Source organism: Enterobacter sp. HK169, assembly GCF_001719105.1.
Lineage (GTDB): Bacteria > Pseudomonadota > Gammaproteobacteria > Enterobacterales > Enterobacteriaceae > Enterobacter > Enterobacter asburiae_B.
Genome location: NZ_CP017087.1, coordinates 541,901 through 560,948 on the forward strand (window position 1 = coordinate 541,901; position 19,048 = coordinate 560,948).

The 19,048-nt window shown below is 62.9% G+C and carries 3 protein-coding genes; all 3 read left to right on the forward strand.

The window, feature by feature from the left end; all coding sequences use genetic code 11:
• Positions 1-8 precede the first annotated feature (8 nt).
• The 3 genes from EnteroDNA1_RS02710 to EnteroDNA1_RS02720 all read left to right on the forward strand — a co-directional run bounded on the left by EnteroDNA1_RS02710 (position 9) and on the right by EnteroDNA1_RS02720 (position 19,014).
• Positions 9-15,485, forward strand: a complete 15,477-nt coding sequence (locus EnteroDNA1_RS02710) for a beta strand repeat-containing protein (RefSeq protein ID WP_442856679.1) — start codon at positions 9-11, stop codon at positions 15,483-15,485.
• A 176-nt stretch (positions 15,486-15,661) separates the two neighbouring features.
• Complete coding sequence (locus EnteroDNA1_RS02715; protein ID WP_039262544.1) at positions 15,662-17,842, forward strand: type I secretion system permease/ATPase; 2,181 nt, start codon at positions 15,662-15,664, stop codon at positions 17,840-17,842.
• A complete protein-coding gene (locus tag EnteroDNA1_RS02720; protein ID WP_029740549.1) occupies positions 17,839-19,014 on the forward strand; it encodes an HlyD family type I secretion periplasmic adaptor subunit in 1,176 nt (391 codons plus the stop codon). Before EnteroDNA1_RS02715 ends, EnteroDNA1_RS02720 begins: the two co-directional genes overlap by 4 nt.
• The last annotated feature ends 34 nt before the right edge of the window (positions 19,015-19,048 follow it).

Here is a 19,048-nt window from a genome sequence, read left to right on the forward strand (position 1 = left end):
CGGGCGGCATGACGGTTAGCGTCAGCGCGGTAGATGCCTGGGGCAATCCCGTTGCGGCTGAACACCCAATTGAACTCGATCTGAACGCCGTGGCGGTCACCATTGATACCGTCTCCGGCGATGACCTGCTGAATGCGGCAGAAAAAGGCAGTGATTTAACCCTTTCCGGCCAGACGCAGGGCGTGGAGGCGGGGCAGACCGTGGTGGTGAAATTCGCCGACCAGACCTTCACCGCGCTGGTGCAGCAGGATGGCTCCTGGAGCCTGACCGTACCCGCCAGCGCCATGGAAACCCTGATCGACGGGCGCGCGCAGGTGAGCGTCAGCGTCACTAACGTCAGCGGCAACAGCGCCGACGCCGCGCGTGTGGTCACGGTGGATACGCAGCCACCGGCGATTACGCTCGATAACCTGACCGCCGACAACATCATCAATGCCGCTGAAGCGCAGCAGGATTTACTGTTAAGCGGCAGCAGCAGTGCGGAACCGGGCCAGACGGTCACCGTGACGCTGAACGGCAAAACGTATCAGACCACGGTCCAGACGGACGGTACCTGGCAGCTGAGCGTCCCGGCGGCAGATGTGGGTGCCCTGACGGACGGCATTGTGACCGTGACGGCCACCGTCAGCGACGTGGCGGGCAACGCCAGCAGCGCCGAGCGCGTGGGTCTGGTGGACGCCACCGTACCGCAGGTGACCATTAACGACTTTGTCACCGACACCAACACCGTTAACCAGCTCGCCCATTCACAGGCGCAGATCCTGAGCGGCTCCGTCACCGGTGCGGCCGCGGGCGACCTGGTCACCATCACCATTAACAGCGTTGATTACACCACCGTGGTGGATGCGGCGGGGAACTGGAGCCTCGGCCTGCCCGCATCCGTCGTGCAGGGGCTGTCGGACGGCACCTGGACCATCGACGTCTCCGTGACCGACCGATCCGGCAACACCGGAAGCAGTTCGCTGGATGTGGTGGTGAATACCGTGACGCCTGTTATCGGTATTAACACGCTGGCGGCGGACGACGTGATCAACGCGACCGAGAAGGGCGAAGATCTGCTGCTCTCCGGCACCAGCAACCAGCCGGAAGGCACGACCATTACGGTGACCCTGAACGGCATTCAGTACACCGCCACCGCTGACGCCAGCGGAAACTGGAGCGTGACCGTACCGGCCTCGGCCGTAAGCGCGCTGGGAGAAGCCCATTACACCGTGACGGCGAGCGTCACGGATAACGCAGGCAACAGCGCCTCAACCTCGCACGATGTGCTGGTGGACAGCTCGCTGCCGGTGGTAACGATCGACACCCTGGCGGGCGACAATATCGTTAACGCAGCGGAAGTAGCGGCAGGGCAAACCCTGACCGGTAAGGTGACGAACGCGGCGGCAGGTGACACTGTCACCATTATCCTTGGCGGCCAGACCTACACGGCTACCGTGCAGGACGATCTGTCCTGGAGCCTGCCGTTAAGCGAGAGCCAGTTAACCGCGCTCGGCAACGGCGACCTCACCGTATCCGCCAGCGTGACCAACGCGCACGGCAATACCGGCTCTTCTTCTCACGACTTCACCATCGACGCCCAGATCCCGGGACTGCGTATTGATACCGTGGCGGGTGACGACGTAGTTAACGTGATTGAACACGCTCAGAACCTGATTGTGTCCGGTACCAGCACCGATCTGGCGGCGGGCAGCACCGTGACCGTGACCATCAACGGCAAAGATTATTCCGCAACGGTACTGGCGGACGGCACCTGGCAGGCGGCGGTACCGGCGGCCGACGTGTCCCAGTGGGCGGACGGTTCGCTGGATATCAAGGCAAGCGCGCAGGATGCCTCCGGCAACCCGGTGGCTATCGGCACCGTTGTGGATGTGGATCTCACCCCGGTTGCCATCAGCATCGACAGCGTGACCGACGATAACGTGCTTAACGCGGCGGAAAAAGGCCAGGATCTGGTGCTTTCCGGCACCACCTCCAACGTTGAAGCGGGTCAGACCGTGACCATTACCTTTGCGGGTAAAACCTATACCACGACGGTGGATGCCAGCGGCGACTGGACCTGGACCGTTCCGGCAGCCGATTTGAGCGGCCTGAAAGACGGTGACGCCAGCGTGCAGGTAACCGTCACCAGCGTGAACGGCAACGCGGCGTCTTCGGCGCAGGAATTCAGCGTCGACACTACCGCGCCGACGGTGACCATCAACACCATCAGCCATGATAATATGCTGAACGCGGCAGAGGCGGCGCAGGATCTGACCCTGAGCGGCACCTCTACTGCCGAAGCGGGCCAGACGGTCACCGTGACCTTCAACGGCAATCAGTACACCGCGCAGGTGCAGGCGGACGGCAGCTGGACGCTCGACGTTCCGGCGGCGGATATGGCAGGCATCGCCGACGGCAGCGCGGCGGTCACGGCGACCGTGTCCGATAAGGCAGGCAACCCGGCCAGCGCGGGCTCCTCGGTGCTGGTCGACACCACCGTACCGCAGATTAGCTTCAACATCGTCGCGGGCGACGACATCGTGAATATTGCCGAGCACGGCCAGGCGCTGATCGTCTCCGGCAAGGTCACGGGCGCGCAGGCGGGTGACGTGATTACCGTGACCCTGAACGGCAAAGACTACACCGCCGTGCTGGACGCGTCCGGCAGCTGGAGCGTGGGCGTTCCGGCGGCGGACGTGGGCGCGCTGGTTAACGGCGAACAGACGATCTCCGCGACACTCACCGATAAAGCCGGTAACAGCACCACCGCTACGCACGAGTTTGACGTTTCCCTGATCGCGCCGGTGGTTGCCATCAATACCCTGGCGGTTGACGACGTGATCAACGCGACCGAGAAAGGCCAGGATCTGCTGGTGTCCGGCACCAGCAACCAGCCGGACGGAACCACCATTACGGTGACCCTGAACGGTATCAGCTATACGGCCACCACCGACGCCAGCGGCAGCTGGAGCATCAGCGTTCCGGCGGCAAACGTCTCCGCGCTGGGCGAAGCGAGCTACGTGGTGACGGCGAGCGTAACCGACGCGGCGGGCAACAGCGCAAGCACCGGCCACAGCGTGCTGGTTGACAGCGCGCTGCCGCAGGTCACCATCAACCCTGTCGCCACGGACGATGTCATTAACGCAGCGGAAGTGGCTGCCGGGCAGACCCTGAGCGGCAAAGTGAGCGGCGCGGCGAGCGGTGACACTGTCACGATTTCAATTGGCGGCAATACGTACACCGCGATGGTTCAGGACGATCTGAGCTGGTCGGTCAACGTGCCGTCCACGGTCTTAACCGCCATCGGGAACGGCGATCTGACCGTGTCAGCCAGCGTCACCAACGGCCACGGCAACACCGGAACCGGCGTGCGTGAAATCGTTATAGACGCCAGCCTGCCGGGCCTGCGGGTCGACACCGTGGCGGGCGACGATGTCATTAACAGCATTGAGCACGCTCAGAACCTGATTATCACCGGCTCCAGCGAAGGCCTGGCAACGGGCGCGGCGTTAACGGTGACCGTCAACGGCAAAACCTACGCCGCAACCGTGCTTGCAGACGGCACCTGGACGGCGGCCATTCCGGCAGCTGACGTCAGCGCGCTGAATGCGGGCACGATTGCCGTGACCGTGGAAGGCCAGAGCGCGGCGGGCAATCCGGTTTCCATCAGCCACGACGTGAAGGTGGATCTGGCGGCAGTCGCCATCAGCATTAACCCGATTGCCTCGGACGACGTAATCAACGCGGCCGAGAAAGGCGCGGACCTGGTGCTGTCCGGCTCAACCACCAACGTGGAAGAAAACCAGACCGTCACCATTACCTTCGGCGGCAAGTCGTACACCGCGACGGTCGATGCCGACGGCAACTGGACGGCGACCGTACCGTCTGCTGATTTGGGCAGCCTGAAAGACGGCGATGCCAGCGTGCAGGCGAGCGTCACCAACGTGAACGGCAACGGCGCGTCGGCAGGCCGCGAGTACAGCGTGGACGCGACCGCGCCGACGGTATCTATTGAGATCGTCAGCGACAACAACATCATCAACGCCGCCGAAGCGCAGCAGGATCTGGTCGTTAACGGCGTGACCAACGCCGAAGCGGGCCAGACCGTCACCGTGACGCTGAACGGCGTGGACTACACCACCACCGTGCAGGCAAACGGCAGCTGGAGCGTGACCGTGCCGTCCGCGGATCTGAGCGGTATTACCGACGGCAACTACACCATCAGCGCCGCCGTGTCTGATAAGGCGGGCAACCCGGCCTCAGCGGATCGCGACGTGCTGGTCGATACCACCGTTCCGCAGCTGACCATCCACACCGTTTCCGACGACGACGTGATCAACAGCGCCGAGCATGCGCAGGCACTGATTGTCACGGGTTCCGTGACCGGCGCGGCGGCGGGTGATGTGGTCACCGTCACGCTCAACGGCAAATCGTACACCGCCACCCTGGATGCCTCAGGCAACTGGAGCGTGGGCGTGCCTGCGGCAGACGTAACCGCGCTGGCCGCCGGGGATTACACCATCACCGCGGCGCTGACCGATAAAGCGGGCAACAGCAACAGCGCCACGCACGGCGTAGAGGTGAACCTGACCGCGCCGGTGCTGACCATTGACACCGTTTCCGGTGACGATGCGATCAACAATGCCGAGAAAACCCAGGATCTAACGATCTCCGGTACGGCTTCCGGCCTGGCGGCAGGCGCGGTGGTGACCGTGATGCTGAACGGCAAAGCGTACAGCGCGCAGGTGGACGATAACGGAAAATGGACGACTACCGTTCCGGCGAACGAGGTTGGTCAGCTGGGCGAGGCGCTTTATACCGTCACCGCCTCAGCAACGGACAGCGTCGGCAACAATACCAGCGCGTCGCACACCGTGAACGTGGAATCCGTTCTGCCGGGCGTGATCGTCAACACCATTGCAGGTGACGACGTCATTAACGCGGCGGAGCTGGCAGCCGGGCAGACCATCAGCGGTAAGGTGGTGAATGCCGAAGCGGGCAACACCGTGACCGTGACCATTGGCGGCAACAGCTACACCGCCACGGTGCAGAGCGATCTCACCTGGTCCGTTAACGTGCCGGAATCAGTGCTGACCGCGCTGGGCAACGGTGATTTGACGGTGTCAGCCAGCGTCACGAACGGTGTGGGCAATAGCGGAACGGGCGAGCGCGAAATCGTGATAGACGCTAACCTGCCGGGCCTGCGCGTCGACACCGTGGCGGGTGACGACGTGATCAACAGTATCGAACACGGGCAGAATCTGATTATCACCGGCTCCAGCGACGGGCTGGCGGCTGGCGCGGCGCTGACCGTGACCGTAAACGGCAAAACCTATCCGGCAACCGTGCTGGCGGACGGCACCTGGAGCGCGGCGATCCCGGCGGCGGAGGTGGGTGCGCTGGCCGCAGGCACGGTTACCGTGACCGTTGCGGGCCAGAGCAGCGCCGGTAACCCGGTTTCCATCAGCCACGATGTGACGGTGGATCTGGCGAGCGTTGCCATCAGCATTGATGCCATCGCCACCGACGACGTGATTAACGCGGCCGAGAAGGGCGCGGATCTGGTGCTCTCCGGCACCACCTCGAACGTGGAAGCAAACCAGACCGTTACCATTACCTTTGGCGGCAAGAACTACACCGCCACGGTGGACGCCGACGGCAAATGGACAGCTACCGTGCCGTCTGCGGATCTGGCGGGCCTGAAAGACGGCGACGCCAGCGTGCAGGTGAGCGTCACCAACGTGAACGGCAACAGCGCCTCGGCGGGCCGCGAGTACAGCGTGGATGCAACCGCGCCGTCCGTGACTATTAATACCCTGGCGACCGACGATATTCTGAACGCCGCTGAAGCGCAGTCCGATCTGACCGTATCCGGCACCACCACCGCCGAAGCGGGCCAGACGGTCACCGTATCGCTGAACGGCAAAGACTACACCACAACCGTCAGCGCAGACGGCAGCTGGACGCTGAACGTCCCGGCGGCGGATCTGGCTGGATTAACCGACGGCAGCGTGACCGTCACCGCATCGGTCAGCGATAAAGCGGGTAACCCGGCGTCCGTGGATCACAACCTGGCGGTAGATATCACCGCGCCTGCGGTGACAATCAATACCGTTGCGGGCGACGATGTCATTAACATCGCAGAACACGGCCAGGCGCAGATCATCAGCGGCACCGCCACCGGCGCGGCAGCGGGCGATAAGGTGACCGTCACCATCGGCGGCCAGACTTACACCACCGTGCTGGACGCGGCGGGGAACTGGAGCGTGGGCGTACCGGCCAGCTTGATTTCCGGCCTCAGCGACGGCACCGTAACCGTAACGGCGTCAGTCACCGACGCGGCGGGCAACACCGGCACCGGCACGCATAACGTGACCGTCGATACCGGTCTGCCATCGGTGGCCTTCAACGCCATCAGCGATGACAACGTACTGAACGCCGTTGAAAAAGGTCAGGATCTGAGCGTCAGCGGCACCAGCGCCAACCTGGCGGAAGGCACCGTGGTGACCGTGACCCTGAACGGCAAAAACTACACGGCAACGACGGCGGCAGACGGCACCTGGAGCCTGACCGTTCCGGCAGCGGATCTGGCCGGTCTCGGCCAGGCCAACTATACCCTGAACGCGACCGCCACCAACGGCGTGGGCAACAGCGTCAGCAACACCGCGAACCTGCTGGTGGACACCGCGCTGCCGACCGTCACCATCAACACCGTGGCGGGCGATAACGTCATCAACGCGGCGGAAGTGGCGGCAGGCCAGACCCTGAGCGGCACCGTGGCGAACGCCGAAGCGGGCAATACCGTCACCGTCACCCTTGGCGGCAACAGCTACACCGCAACGGTGCAGAACGATCTGACCTGGTCCGTGAACGTGCCGTCCGACGTGCTGACCGCGCTGGGCAACGGCAACCTGAGCGTAACGGCGACCGTCACCAACGGCCACGGCAATACCGGCACTGGCGAGCGCGAGATCGCTATCGACGCTAACCTGCCGGGCCTGCGCGTCGACACCGTCGCGGGTGATGACGTGATCAACACCATCGAACACGCGCAGAACCTGATCGTCACCGGCTCCAGCGACGGGCTGGCGGCAGGCACGGCGCTGACCGTCACCGTCAACGGTAAAACCTATGCGGCCACGGTGCTGGCGGACGGCACCTGGAGCGCGGCGATCCCGTCCACCGACGTGAGCGCGTGGCCGGAAGGCACCGTCAAAATCAGCGTGACCGGCGACAGCTCTGCGGGCAACCCGATTACCATCAGCCACGACGTGACGGTAGATCTGGCGACCGTTGCCGTCAGCATCAACGCCATCGCCACCGACGACGTGATTAACGCGGCGGAGAAGGGCGCGGATCTGGTGCTGTCCGGTGCGACCACCAACGTGGAAGCCGGGCAGACCGTGACCATCAGCCTGAACGGCAAAATCTATAGCGCGACAGTAGACGACAGCGGTAACTGGACCTACACCGTACCCTCTGCGGATCTGGCACACCTTAAGGACGGTGACGCCAGCGTGCAGGTGAGCGTCACCAACGTGAACGGCAACAGCGCTTCGGCAGGCCGCGAGTACAGCGTGGATGCGACCGCGCCGTCCGTGACCATTCATACCCTGGCGGCTGACGATATTCTGAATGCCGCAGAAGCGCAGTCCGATCTGACCGTATCCGGCACCACCAGCGCCGAAGCGGGCCAGACCGTGACCGTGACGCTGAATGGCAAAGACTACACCACAACCGCAGGCGCGGACGGCAGCTGGACGCTGAACGTTCCGGCGGCGGATCTGGCATCGCTCGGCGACGGCAGCGTCACCGTGACGGCGAGCGTCAGCGACAAGGCGGGCAACCCGGCGTCGGCGGATCGCAATCTGACGGTGGACGTGACCGTGCCTGCGGTGACCATCAACACCGTGGCGGGCGATGACGTCATTAACCTCGCAGAACACAGCCAGGCGCACATCATCAGCGGCACCGCCACCGGCGCGGCAGCGGGCGATAAGGTCACCGTCACGATTGGCGGCCAGACTTACACCACCGTGCTGGACGCGGCGGGGAACTGGAGCGTGGGCGTACCGGCCAGCGTGATTTCCGGCCTCAGCGACGGCACCGTGACCGTGACTGCGTCAGTCACCGACGCGGCGGGCAACACCGGCACCGGCAGCCATAACGTGACCGTCGATACCGGCCTGCCGTCCGTGGCCTTCAACGCTATCAGCGGCGATAACGTGCTGAACGCCGTTGAAAAAGGTCAGGATCTGAGCGTCAGCGGCACCAGCGCCAACCTCGCGGAAGGCACCGTGGTGACCGTGACCCTCAACGGCAAAAACTACACTGCAACGACGGCGGCGGACGGCACCTGGAGCCTGACCGTTCCGGCAGCGGATCTGGCCGGTCTCGGTCAGGCCAATTACACCCTGAACGCGACCGCCACCAACGGCGTGGGCAACAGCGTCAGCAATACGGCGACCTTGCTGGTCGATACCGCGCTGCCGACCGTCACCATCAACACCGTGGCGGGCGATAACGTCATTAACGCGGCGGAAGTGGCCGCAGGCCAGACTATCAGCGGTAAGGTAGCGAACGCGGAAGCGGGCAACACGGTAACCGTGACTATCGGCGGCAACAGCTACACCGCAACGGTGCAGAGCGATCTCACCTGGTCCGTGAACGTGCCGGCCGACGTGCTGACGGCGCTGGGCAACGGTAACCTGGCGGTGTCAGCATCCGTCACCAACGGCCACGGCAATACCGGCGCGGGCGAGCGCGAAATCGTTATCGACGCCAGCCTGCCGGGTCTGCGCATTGATACCGTGGCGGGCGACGATGTGATCAACAGCATCGAGCATGGACAGAACCTGATCGTTACCGGCTCCAGCGACGGGCTGGCGGCAGGCACCACGCTCACCGTGACCGTCAACGGCAAAACCTATGCGGCCTCCGTGCTGGCAGACGGCACATGGAGCGCGGCGATCCCGGCGGCAGACGTCGGGGCCCTGGCAGCGGGCACGGTCACCGTGACCGCTGCAGGCCAGAGCGCGGCGGGTAACCCGGTGACCATCAGCCATGACGTGACCGTCGATCTGTCAGCGGTGGCTATCAGCATCGATGCGATTGCCACCGACGACGTGATTAACGCGGCGGAGAAAGGCGCGGATCTGGTGCTGTCCGGCAGCACCTCGAACGTGGAGGAAAACCAGACCGTTACCGTCATCTTCGGCGGCAAGACGTACACTGCGAAAGTCGATGCCGACGGTAACTGGACGGCCACCGTGCCGTCTGCGGATCTCGCGGGCCTGAAGGACGGTGATGCCAGCGTGCAGGTGAGCGTCACCAGCGCGCACGGCAACAGCGCCTCGGCGGGCCGCGAGTACAGCGTGGACGCCACCGCGCCAACCCTGACCATCGATACGGTCGCAGGCGATAACGTGATTAACGCCAGCGAAGCGTCTGCGGGCGTGGCCATTTCCGGCACCACCACGGCGGAAGTTGGTCAGACGGTCACCGTGACGCTGGGCGGTAAGAGCTATACCGCGCAGGTGCAGCAGGGCGGCATCTGGAGCGTGAACGTGCCTGGCTCCGACCTGTCCGCACTGGCGGATAACGGCTACACCGTGCAGGTCAGCGTGAGCGACGCCGCGGGTAACCCGGGCAGCGCGGGCAAAGCGATTACGCTTGATACCACGCCGCCGACCGTCAGCTTTAACGCTGTCGCGGGCGATGACGTCATCAACAGCGTGGAGCACGGGCAGGCGCAGATCGTCAGCGGCACGGCAACCGGCGCGAGCGTCGGCGATAAGCTGGTCATCACCATCGGTTCGAACCAGTACACCACCACCGTTGACGCCAGCGGTAACTGGAGCGTGGGCGTGCCGGCCAGCGTGATTTCCGCGCTGACCGACGGCACCGTGACCCTCAGCGCGACGATTACCGACAGCGCGGGCAACAGCAGCACCCAGACCCACGACGTGGTAGTGAACACGGCCTCCGTGGCGCTGACCATCAATACCCTCAGCGGCGATGACGTCATCAACGCGGCTGAAGCCGGTTCGGCACTGGTAATTAACGGCTCCAGCGCCCAGTTCGCCAGCGGTACGCAGGTCACCGTGACGCTGAACGGCAAGAGCTATACGGCCACCATCCAGAGCGACGGCAGCTGGACGACCACCGTTCCGGCCGCCGACGTGGGCGCCCTGGCCGATGGCGCGAGCTACCAGGTGTCCGTCTCGGCGCAGGACAGCGCGGGCAACAGCGCGTCGGCGACCCACGGCATCAGCGTGGATACCACCGCGCCGGTCGTGAGCATTGCGACGCTGTCGGGTGACGACATGCTGAACGCGCTTGAAGCGCAGCAGCCGCTGACCGTGCACGGCTCTTCAAGCGCGGAAGCGGGCCAGACCGTCACCGTGACGCTGGGCGGCAAAACCTACACTGCCACCGTCGCGAACGACGGGACGTGGACGCTGGATGTTCCTGCAGCCGATTTGGCCGCGCTGAGCCAGGGCGCGCTGACGGTGACCGCCTCGGTCAACGATAAAGCGGGTAATAACGGCCAGACCACGCACACCTTAACGGTCGATACCGTCGCGCCAACCGTGACCATCAGCACCGTGGCCGATGACGATATCGTTAACAACGCGGAGCAGCTGGCGGGCCAGACCATCAGCGGCACCACCACGGCGGAACAGGGCCAGACGGTGACCGTCTCCTTCAACGGGCACAGCTATCAGGCGACCGTCGGGGCGGACGGATCCTGGTCGGTCTTCGTGCCGGGCCGTGATTTCCTCGGCCTGAGCGACGGGGATTACACCATCACCGCTTCGGTAAGCGACAGGGCGGGCAACCCGGGCAGCGCGACGCACGACGTGACGCTGAACGGCGATGTCCCAACCATCACCATCAACACCTTTGCGCAGGACGATATCGTCAACGCCGCCGAGCACGGCACGCCGCTGGTCGTCAGCGGTACCACCGACGCCCCGGCTGGCCAGACGGTGACCATCACGCTGAACGGTAAAACCTACACGGCGACCGTCCAGAATGACGGCACCTGGAGCTATACGGTGGGCAGCGCAGACGTGACCGCGCTGGCGGACGGCGGTTCGTACGTGATTAACGCGCAGGTCAGCAACACCATCGGCAACAGCGGCAGCGATAACCACACCGTCACCGTGGATCTCACCGCGCCGTCGATGGGCATCAGCATTGATTCGCTGCAAAACGACACCGGCCTGAGCGCGAGTGATTTCATCACCAACGATAGCCAGGTCGTGGTCAACGGCTCGCTGACCGCGCAGCTCGGCAATAACGAGAAGGCGCAGATCAGCCTCGACGGCGGCACCACCTGGATTGACCTGACCGTGACCGGCACCACCTGGCGCTACACCGATGGCCGCACCCTGACGGACGGTTCGTATCAGTACCAGGTGCGCGTTATCGACAACGCGGGCAACGTGGGGGCGACGGACAGCCAGGACGTGGTTATCGATCAGACGAAGCCTGCGGCTACGACGATTACGGTGGATTCCATCACCCAGGATACGGGCCTGTCCGGCAGCGACTTTATCACCAGCGACAGCCAGATCAGCCTGAAAGGGACGCTCGGCGCGGCGCTGGGCAGCGGCGACCACGCGCAGATCAGCCTCGACGGCGGCGTTACCTGGATAGACGTCAGCGTCAGCGGCCTGAGCTGGACCTATGTCGATGGCCGCACGCTGGCCGACGGGGATTACAACTACCAGCTGCGCGTGATTGACGACGCGGGCAATATCAGCGCCACCGCCAGCCAGGTGGTGACCATTGATACGGTTGCGCCGGACGCCAGCAAAACCATCGCCATCGACAGCATCAGCGACGATACCGGCCTGAGCGGCAGCGACTTTATCACTAACGATACGTCCCTGACGTTGCACGGCTCGCTCGGCGCGACGCTGGCCGACGGCGAATATGCCCAGATCAGCATCGACGGCGGCGTCACCTGGCAGAACGTGATTGTCACCGGCAACAGCTGGTACTACGTCGATAGCCGCACGCTGGGTAACCAGACCTATGACTACTACGTTCGCGTGGTGGATGCGGCGGGCAACGTGGGGGCCAGCGCCCATCAGCAGGTGACCGTCGATACGGTCGCCCCGGATGCGGCGATTACGGTGACCGTGGATAACATCACCGTGGATACCGGCTTCGACAATAACGACTTCCTGACCAGTTCGACCTCGTACACGCTGCACGGAACGCTCGGCGCAGAGCTGGGCGCGGGTGAATTCGTGCAGGTGAGCATGGACGGCGGCAGCACCTGGGTGTACGCCACCGTCAGCGGTACGCAGTGGAGCTACAGCGACACGCGTACCCTGACCGACGGCAGCCATAACTACCAGGTGCGGGTCGTCGACCAGGCGGGGAACGTAGGGGCAACCACCTCGCAGGCGGTGACGGTGGATACGCAGGCGCCGCAGTACGGCGTCACCATCGACAGCATCAGCGAAGATACCGGCCAGTCCGGGAGTGATTTCATCACCATGGACACCACGCTGACCATCAACGGTTCGCTGGGCAGCGCGCTGGCAAACGACGAGCGCGTACAGATCAGCCTGGACGGCGGGAACACCTGGTCAGATGCCACGGTCACCAACCAGCGCTGGAGCTACACCGATACCCGCGATCTGGCTGACGGAGACTACACCTACCAGGTGAGGATTATCGACCAGGCGGGCAACGTCGGCTCCACCGCCTCTCAAGTGGTGACGGTGGACACCACGCCGCCAACCACCATAGGCACGGTAGTGAGCTATACCGACGGCGAAGGCGAGCGTCAGGGCACCTTTGGCAGTGCGGTAGCGACGGACGATAACTCGCCGCTGATCAACGGTACGCTTAACCGCGCCCCGGACGACGGTGAAATTGTGCAGCTCTATCGTGACGGGGTCCTGCTCGGCCAGGTGACCATGAACGGCAGCGCAAGCTGGTCCTTCCAGGACAACGGCCTCAGCGACGGCAACCACACCTACATTGTGCGCGTCACCGATAAGGCCGGTAACTACACGGAATCGGACGGCTTTGTGCTGAACGTTGATACCAGCATCCCGACCACCACGGCGGCGATTACCGCGCAGACCACGTCGGACACCACGCCGATTGTCAGCGGTACCGTCTCCGCTGACCTGGTGAACGGTGAATACCTGGTGGTAACGGTGAACGGAAAAACCTACACCTCCCAGACCGGCGGCGCGGTGGTGGTCGATCCGGATCACAACACCTGGTATCTGCAGATCCCGGACGGCGATGCGCTGAGCGTGTCGAGCTACAGCGTGACGGCGCAGGTGAAGAGCAGCGCGGGGAACGGTAATACCACCGGTACGGCGACCGGCAGCCTGGTGATTGATACCACCTCGGTGAATACCGACTGGGCAACCACGGCAGGGAACAGCAACAACTCCACCATGACCCTCGGCATGAACAGCAGCGGTCTTTGGAACATCATTGCTAACGGCCAGTCATACTCCAGCAGCGATAGCTCGACCTATGCCGGGAATACGCTGACCAACACCCGCGGCTATTACGTGGTGAGCCAGACCGCCGCCGACTTTGACCGTAACGGCACGCAGGATATCTTCGCGACGGAAAATACCTACGCCGGGTCAACGCAGGTGATGTGGACCTACGATGGCAGCACCTATAACGCCAGCCAGCTGGCGATGGGCACCACCATCTGGTACGGCGGCGTGATTGCCTACGACAAAACCGGCGATGGCTATCTGGATCTGGCGTACGGCGATGCCGGCATGGACTCACTGACCTACCTGGTGAACAACAACGGCGTTCTGTCGCCGGACGGCACCGGTGGCGAAGGCGGTTTCTACGGCCAGTTCGATTCCGGGCGTGAAATCTCCGGCGTCGACCTGAACAACGACGGCACGGTGGATATCGTTCAGCACACCAACCGCAGCGGCGCGTACTCGTTAACCGTGATCAACAACAACGGTAACGGCACGCTCTCTATCGGTCAGAACCTGACCAACGTGTTTGTGGCAAACGCCTCGAATACCACCACGGCGGCGTCCATGACGTGGGCGGACTTCAACGGCGATGGCTACATGGATCTGTACCTGGGCAGCAGCTACAACAACAACGGCGGGGTGATCTACTACAACGACGGTACCGGGAAGCTCTCTGCCACCAAGAGCGCGGTGGAAGCCTCTAACGCCACGGCGGGGTATCTGTCGGTGGCGGTGGACTGGAACGGTGACGGGCAGATGGACATCATCAAGCTCAGCACCTACGGCGGCTCGCAGACGGCAACGCTGTTCACCAACAACGGTTACGGTTCCACCTGGACCTCCAGCCAGCTGGCGTCCGGTATTGCCTACGCGACCGGCGTGGCGGCGGTGGACTACAACTGGGACGGCGCGCAGGATCTGCTGGTCTCTCAGCAGAACGGCAAGGTGGTGCTGGTGCAAAACAGCAAAACCATTGCTGACGGCACCGCGATGCACCTGCACATTGTCGACAGCGAGGGCATCAACGCCTACTACGGCAACACGGTTAATCTGTACAACGCCGCGGGCGTGCTGGTGGCCTCGCAGATCATCAACGCCCAGTCCGGTATCGGGTCGAACGATACCTCTGCGCTGGTGAGCTTCTACGGCCTGGATCCGAATGAAACCTATTCGGCCGAGATCCTGAAGATCACCAACGGCGTGTCGGATAACGTCACCTGGAGCGGTCTGGAGGCGGGCAACGGCAAAGAGGGCTACGTCCTGACGGCCGAAGCCGCCACCGGCGGACACAGCGGGACCATCACCGGGACCGGGTATAACGACACCTTTATCGCAGAGAACGGCACCTATACCTACAACGGCTCCGGCGGCTGGAATACCCATTCCGACTACGACACCTGGAGCAACACCGGCGGGATGGACGTGGTGGATTACCGCAATGCGACCTCCGGCGTGACCGTTGATTTGCGCCTTTCTACCGCGCAGGACACCGGGTTCGGAACGTCACGACTGCTCAACATTGAGGGGATCAACGGCTCGAACTTCGACGACGTCATTACCGGCAACAGCGGTGATAACCGGTTCGAAGGCCGCGGCGGGAACGACACCTTCAACATCGGCAGCGGCGGTCACGATACGTTGCTCTACAAGCTGATCAACGCCTCGGATGCAACGGGCGGTAACGGTCACGACGTGGTGAACGGCTTTACGGTCGGCACCTGGGAAGGGACCGCGGACACGGATCGTATTGACCTGCGCGATCTGCTCTCCGGCAGCGGCTATACCGGCACGGGCTCGGCGAGCTACGTGAACGGCGTCGCCACGCTGGACAGCAGCGCGGGCAATATCAGCGATTACATCCGCGTGGTGCAGAACGGCAGCAATACCGAGATCCAGGTTGACCTGGACGGCACGGGCGGTCAGTTCTCGCCAACCACGCTGGTGACCCTGAACGGCGTGCAGACGGATCTGGCGACGCTGCTGGCGAACCATCAGCTGTTAATTGCGTAAACCAACGCCGCGGGGAGCGATCCCCGCGGCCTTTTGCGTTTCTTTACATGAATAGCGATAACCCTATATTTCACATGATTATTTTGCGGGCTCGTTTAGAAAGTGTTCGATTTTTAATCATTCCGTAAAGGTATCATTTCAGTGCGAAATTACCGCTCTGGACAGGACGTAGCATTATGAAGACACATCCACAGTACGAACCCTGGCTGCAGGGCATGCTCATCATCGCGAAACACTACCGGCTGGACTTTTCGGCGGAGCATGTTCGGGTCACGATTAACCATGAAAGCCAGTCTCCGCGCCAGCTGGTGCTGGAGGAGATGGCGCGCCAGCTTGGGCTGGGGATGCGTATGGTGGCGGCTGAAGCGGTATCCCTCGATCCGTGGCGCCTGCCGCTGCTGGCGGAATTCACCGGCGGACAAATCGCGGTCATTAACCGCATGGACAGCGAAGGCAACGTCAGCCTGCAGTTTAGCGGCGACGCGGGGCTGGAGACGACGCTGACGCGTGATGAGCTCGGGGCGCGGTTAAAGGGGCTGATGGTGTTGCGCCCGCTCGAATCCACGCCGGATGCCCGCGTGGACGACTACATCAAACCCTATGAGAAAAACTGGTTCTGGCAGCTGGCGCTGAAGGACTGGCGACGCTACAGCGACATTATGCTGGTGGCGCTGGTCGCCAACGTGCTGGCGCTCTCCGGCATGGTCTTCTCCATGCAGGTGTACGACAGGGTGGTACCGTCGCAGTCGGAAGCCACGCTGTGGGTGCTGTTTGGCGGCGTGATGATTGCCATCGTGTTCGAATTCATCATGCGCATGCTGCGCGTGCATATTTCTGACGTGGTGGGGAAGCGCGCCGACCTGCGTATCTCTGAACGCGTGTTTGCCCACGCGCTGCGGATTAAAAACGGCGCGCGTTCCAAATCGACCGGATCCTTTATCGCCCAGATCCGCGAGCTGGAGTCGGTGCGCGAGCTCATTACCTCGACCACCATTGCGGCGATTTCCGATCTGCCGTTCTTCCTGCTGTTCGTCTTTATTCTGTGGATGATTGGCGGGCCGCTGGTGCTGGTGGTCCTGCTCGCCGTGCCGCTGCTTCTTATCCCCGGCCTGCTGGTGCAGCGCCCGCTGGGGAAACTCTCCAGCGAAGGGATGCGGGAATCCGCCATCCGTAACGCCACGCTGGTGGAAGCGGTGCAGGGCATTGAAGACATCAAGCTGATGCGCGCCGAGCAGCGTTTCCAGAACCAGTGGAATAATACCAACGACGTTGCCGCCAGCGTCGGCATGAAGCAGCGCTGGCTGACGGGCCTGCTGCTCACCTGGACGCAGGAGGTGCAGTCCATCGTCTACGCGGTGGTACTGCTGGTGGGCTGTTACCTGGTCATCAGCGGCGACATGACTACCGGTGCGCTGGTGGGAACCTCGATTCTGGCGTCGCGCACCATCGCGCCGCTGTCGCAGATCTCAGGCGTGCTGTCGCGCTGGCAGTCGGCAAAAGTGGCCCGCAAGGGGCTGGACGACCTGATGCAGCGCCCGATTGACGATCCGCAGCACGGCAAGAAGGTGCATAAAGCCCACCTGCGCGGCGACTATGCGCTTGAGGACGTCGGGTTTTATTACGACGAGGAAGAAAAACTCACCGTGCTCAATATCGGCAAGCTGCAGATCCGCGCCGGAGAGCGCGTGGCGGTGCTCGGGCGCAACGGTTCCGGTAAAAGCACGCTGCTGCAGCTGCTGGCGGGCATGCAGGAGCCGCAGCAGGGCAGCATCCTGCTCGACGATATCGCCCTCAATCATCTGGACCCGGCCGACCTGCGTCGCGACATGCAGCTGCTCAGCCAGCAGGCCCGGCTGTTCTTTGGCTCCGTGCGGGACAACATCCTGATGGGGAACCCGTTAGCCACCGACGATGAGATACATCAGGCGCTGGTTAACAGCGGCGCGCTGGAGTTTGTGCGCAAGCAGAAAATGGGGCTGAACTACATCATCAACGAGGGCGGGGCGGGCCTCTCCGGCGGCCAGCGTCAGGCGCTGCTGCTGGCGCGAGCCCTGATTACCTCGCCGACTATTCTGCTGCTGGACGAGCCTACCGCCTGGCTGGACGAAATGAGCGAGAAGCAGTTTATTCAGCATCTTCACAAATGGCTGGGTAAACGCCGGACGCTGGTCGTGGCGACGCATCGCCTGCCGATCCTGGACCTGGTCGACCGCATCATCGTGCTGGAAAACGGTAAGGTGGTGATGGACGGCCCGCGCGATGCAATCCTGCACCAGCACGGTATGGCGCCGCAGAAAGCCGCGCAGCGCACCGTGACCATGAAGCCAGCGGCGGTTGCAGAGGAGGGCGCGGCATGAATGATTTCTCTCGTTTCAATAGCCGACTGAAGGAGCCACGCCTGCCGCGCTCGTCGCTGGTGGCATGGTCCCTGTTCGCCCTGCTGGCGGTGTTTATCGCCTGGGCAAGCCTGTTCCATCTGGATGAAGTGACGACCGGCAGCGGCAAGGTCATACCGTCTTCGCATGAGCAGGTCATCCAGTCCCTGGAAGGCGGCATCATTCACAGCCTGATGGTGCGCGAAGGCGACATCGTGGAACGCGGGCAGCAGCTCGCGCAGCTTGACCGGACAAAAACCGAGTCGAGCGTGCTGGAGAGCGAGTCTCGCCTGAATGCGGCGCTGGCAACCGCTGCGCGCCTGAAGGCCGAAGTGAACGACACGGAGCTCGCGTTTCCGGAGGAGCTGGATGACGACGTTGAGCTGGTCAAACAGGAAACGGCGCTCTATCAGTCCCGTCGTGAAAGCCTCGAAAAAGGGCTGGCCGGGTTGCGTCAGGGCGCCGAGCTGGTGCAGCGCGAGCTGTCGTTAACTCGTCCACTGGTGACCCAGGGGGCGGCCAGCAAGGTTGAGGTGTTACGTCTTGAGCGTCAAAAAAATGAGCTTGAGAATAAAATCACCGAGATGAAAAACCAGTATTACGTTCGCGCCCGTGAGGAGCTGGCGAAAGCCAATGCGGAGATTGAGGCCCAGCGTTCGGTGATGAAAGGGCGTGAGGACTCCCTGACCCGACTGACCTTCAATGCCCCGGTTCGCGGGATCGTGAAGGATATTGACGTCACGACCGTGGGAGGCGTTATCCCGCCGAACGGCAAGCTGATGAGCCTTGTCCCGCTTGACGATCAGATGGTGGTCGAAGCGAAAATCTCGCCGCGCGATGTGGCGTTTATCCATCCCGGCCAGAAAGCGCTGGTGAAAATTACGGCCTATGACTACTCCATTTACGGCGGGCTGGAAGGGGAAGTGACGATGATTTCGCCGGACACCCTGCAGGATGAGGTGAAAAGGGATGTCTACTACTATCGCGTCTATATCCGTACCGACAGTAACCATCTGACCAATAAGCAAGGTCAGGAATTTCCGGTCTTTCCGGGCATGATTGCCACCGTTGATATTAAAACCGGCAGCAAAACCATTCTGGATTATCTGTTGAAACCGCTGAACAAGGCGAAAGAGGCGCTGCGGGAACGATAGGGAAATGGCGTTCGGAACTCCGAACGCCTGCTGG

What these genes read in the sequence shown, in the direction of transcription:
- EnteroDNA1_RS02715 (WP_039262544.1), top strand. Translation starts at nt 15,662, where the DNA reads ATGAAGACACATCCACAGTACGAACCCTGGCTGCAGGGCATGCTCATC.
- EnteroDNA1_RS02720 (WP_029740549.1), top strand. Translation starts at nt 17,839, where the DNA reads ATGAATGATTTCTCTCGTTTCAATAGCCGACTGAAGGAGCCACGCCTG.
- EnteroDNA1_RS02710 (WP_442856679.1), top strand. Translation starts at nt 9, where the DNA reads ATGACGGTTAGCGTCAGCGCGGTAGATGCCTGGGGCAATCCCGTTGCG.